This is a genomic window from Pseudomonas fuscovaginae SE-1 (assembly GCF_000364705.1).
GTDB lineage: Bacteria > Pseudomonadota > Gammaproteobacteria > Pseudomonadales > Pseudomonadaceae > Aquipseudomonas > Aquipseudomonas fuscovaginae_A.
Map to the genome: position 1 here is coordinate 1 of NZ_AQOH01000064.1, position 3,592 is coordinate 3,592.

General features: G+C 64.0%; 2 protein-coding genes. Both read right to left on the reverse strand.

Features of this window, described 5'->3' with window-relative positions; translation table 11 throughout:
• Window positions 1-107 precede the first annotated feature (107 nt).
• Window positions 108-1,352: a metallophosphoesterase family protein gene (locus tag K675_RS0107480; RefSeq protein WP_017902893.1), complete on the reverse strand. Its 1,245-nt coding sequence runs from the start codon at window positions 1,350-1,352 to the stop codon at window positions 108-110.
• A gap of 10 nt (window positions 1,353-1,362) precedes the next feature.
• Window positions 1,363-3,234: a hypothetical protein gene (locus tag K675_RS0107485; protein ID WP_017902894.1), complete on the reverse strand. Its 1,872-nt coding sequence runs from the start codon at window positions 3,232-3,234 to the stop codon at window positions 1,363-1,365.
• Between the last annotated feature and the right edge of the window lie 358 nt (window positions 3,235-3,592).

Sequence of the window (3,592 nt, forward strand, 5' to 3'; positions counted from 1 at the left end):
CTGGACGCTCGGCGTCCGCTCTTGTGACGCAGAGCGTCACGGGCGGCGCTCCCACGCAGAGCGTGGGAACGATCAATAAGCCGGTTTCCACAAGGCCGCGCCAGGCCTTATCCCTGTGAACTCCAGCGCAACGAACCATCCTCGCCGATGAACTCCTCGATGATGTTCGCGCCGCTCAGCCGCACCCGCGCAAAGCCATTGAGCACCCGCTCCGGATACTCCGGGTCGCCGGCATTCTTCGTCTCGGAAAACAGCACCCGCTTGTTGCCGTCCAGTTCGCTGGTCACGCCATAGGGAATCGCTCCGTGCCCGGCGCAGCGCGCCTTCAGCCCGTTCAGCTCGGCATAGACGATGCCATTGTGCAGATGCCCCCAATACCAGTAGTCCGGCACGCGCCCCAGCGCATCGCAGACCTGCTGGTACAAGCCGTTCGGGTTGTGCCCGGTGATATCGAAGCCCTGGTGATGGCTGAGCACCAGCAGCTTGCCGCGCTTGGGCAGCGTCTTCATCCAGTCGATCTGCTGCTGGTTGAGCGTGCCGTCCATGTACAGGTTCAGCGCCTTGGAGGCATAGGCCGAGTCCAGCCCGACGATCAGCCAGTCATCGTTGTACAGGGCGAAGTAGCTGGTGCCCTGCTGCACCGGGAAACGCGCACTGAGCTCGGCAAAATAGCCATGGGCGCCGCTGTACATCTCATGGTTGGAATTGAGCGTGAAGGCGCCATGCCTGCCCATCGGCCAGCCGGCCATGTCGACATCCTCCTCGGAGCCGGTGCCGGCGTAGTAGACATCGCCCAGATGAATGGTGAAATCGGCCTGGTGCAGGCTCATCTGGTTGGCCACGCTGACCGCCGGCGCATGGCTGTCGAACGGCCCCGTGCCCCAATCGCCGGCAATCGCCAGGCTGACCTCGTTGTCGATCCTGATTACCGCCGGCGTGGTGGCGAACGTCGCATGGTGGCGCAGGTTCTCGATCCACTTGATCAACGCCTCGCTCCACAGCAGGTCCAGCAGTTCCCACTTGCGACAGCCGAGCAGCGTACCGTCCTTGAGTACCCGGGTCGGCAACTCCGCCTCCGAGGTCGGCAGCGCCTGGGCATGACCCAGGTGCAGGATCGACAGACCGTGGGCCAGCTCCCAGGGCACCGCCGGCTCGTCGCTCGGCAGGTCGCCATTGGCCAGCACGTAATGGGCCTGGTCATGCCCGCGTTGCAGCAACTGCTGGATCGCCTGGAACTCCTCAGGTTCGATATCGCTGATCAGCTTCTTCCAGGACAACTCCAGCCGGGCCTTCAAACCACTGAGGCGGATATGGATCTTGGCCAGCTCATGTTCCAGATGGTGCAGGTTCATGGCGCTCTCCCTACAAGGTCTTCATGAATTCGATCAGCGCCCATTTCTCGGCGTCGGTCAGTTGGGTGCCATACAGGTGCCCACCGTTGTGGTTGCCTTCCAGGCGGGTGTCGTACTTGAAGTAGTTCGGAGCCTGTACCTGCGGCCCGCTGGTGACGAAGCCGACCTTGACCGGGTCGTACACATCCGAGCCGGTGCTGAAGGTCACCGGACGCTTGTCCGGGCTCTGCAGCAGGTCCCACAGGCTCGGCACCGAGCCGTTGTGCAGGTAAGGCGCGCGCATCCAGATGCCATCGGTGGGGGTGTTGCTGTAGCTCTGGGTCTTGCGATAGGCGCCGAAGTCGAACGGCGGTTTCTTGAAGCCGTGGAACGCCTGCACCAGGCCGGTGGTGAACGAGTTCAGCCGATGCGGGTCGGTGCCCAGGGTGTCGATGGGTACGGTGACCTGGCCGGTGTCGGCCTTGCCGAACTCATGGCAGCCGGCACAGTTGTTGGCCCAGAGCGGCTTGCCCTGGGCGACCCGCGCCTGATCCAGCGCGAACGGCCAGGCCGGCGGCTGGGTGCCGAGCAGCCAGTTGGTGACCCGGTTGAAGCTCTCCGGCAGCACCGACTGCGGTGTCGCGCCCACGGCCATGGCCGCGGCGTAGTTGCGCTCATGGATATTGTTATTGTTGCCGTCCCAATGCAGGTACAGCGACTCGCGCGGTTTCTGGTTCCAGATCTGCGGCAGGTCGACGGTACCGATGGTCGAGTCGTCCGGGAAGCCGAACACCACCATCTTGGTCGGGTTGAAGGTATCGGTGCGCCCCGGGCCCTGGGCCGGCCGCAGTTTCTGCCAGGCATAGCCCTGCTTCTGCTTGAGCAGCGCGCTCTTGGCCATCGGGATGATCAGGTAGCGGTTGTACAGCTTCTCGAAGAAGCCCAGCTGGAACCTGGCGTTGATCGCCGTCATCACCGCCTCGGCGGTGAATTTCGGATCGCTGGCGCAGTCGTAGGCGAACCACTGGAAAGCCTGCAGTTGCAGGGTATTGGCCGGTGCCGTGGCCAGCGGCCGGGCGACGTCGCCAGCGCTGGGTCGATAGGAACCGGTGTGGCACAGGGCGCAGTTGGGCTCCACGGTCGGATAGCCGATCTGCCGCTTGGCCATGCCGATGGGCAGGTCGCGGCCGTTCTCGTAGAGAAAACCGAAAGCCTCCCAGCCGGCGCCCGGCCTGGGCATCTTCTCCGGGCACATCTGCGGCAGCACGGAAAACAGGTAGTAGGGAATCCGCGCCTCGATGCCCAGGCCAATGGCAGCGTACTTGAAGTGGTCCTCGTCGGCGGCGAACTTCTCCTCGGGCACCACCCGCAGCATGTTGTACCAGGTCTGGTAGCCGATGAAGCCCAGCACCAGCAGGGTGACCAGCAGGCCGGCCCGGAAGCCGTGGCGTTGCCAGCGCACCGCCCAGCCGTGACACCAGGCATGCCAGCCATCGACCAGCAGAGCCCAGGGCCGGGTGGCCGGTGGGCTGCCCAGGTAAAGGGTGATGCCCAGCAGCAGGAACATGCTCAGGTCACCGTAGAGCATCGGCACGAACACCGACGGCGTGGTGCTGGTCTGGATCAGGTAGATCCAGAACGCCACGGCGATCAGCCGGCTCAGTACGCAGAGCCAGGAGTTGATCGGGAAGCGCCGGGCATTGAAGCCCGATGGCATGTAGAACAGGCTGATGCCCACCAGCAGCATGCCGGCGTTTTCCAGCCAGGGGTCCGACAGCACCGGCGGCAGGCCGACCACCGAGGTCAGCAGCGCCGGGGCGAACAGGGCCGGCAGTGCGAACACCATGTTCATCACGATGCCGAGCCAGATGAAGCGTTGGTACCAGCGGATGTAATTGTCCATGTCACCCTCTACCTGCAAATCCATTTCCAATCACCGGATCACTGTTTGTGGCTGTGGCTGTGGCTGTGGCGAGCAGGCTTGCCTGCGTTGGGGCGCGCAGCGGCCCTGAAATCGGCTGACGCGAAGCGCCAGGAAAAATGCGCCCAGCGAATTTGCGGCTGCTGCGCAGCCGAGCGCAGGCAAGCCTGCTCGCCACGAGTAAACAGCTCGCCAGACTCATCAGCCCAGCGCGGTCTTCTCCAGATGCGCCAGGATCAACGGATACACATCCACCACCGCGTCCTTGCCGAACATGCAGTCGATATGGCCGTAGCCGGGCACCACATGGCGGCTGTACAGCTCGGGGCCGTGCATCTTC

Coding starts and splice junctions, on each gene's coding strand:
- K675_RS0107480 (WP_017902893.1), bottom strand. CDS start 1,352: ATGAACCTGCACCATCTGGAACATGAGCTGGCCAAGATCCATATCCGC.
- K675_RS0107485 (WP_017902894.1), bottom strand. CDS start 3,234: ATGGACAATTACATCCGCTGGTACCAACGCTTCATCTGGCTCGGCATC.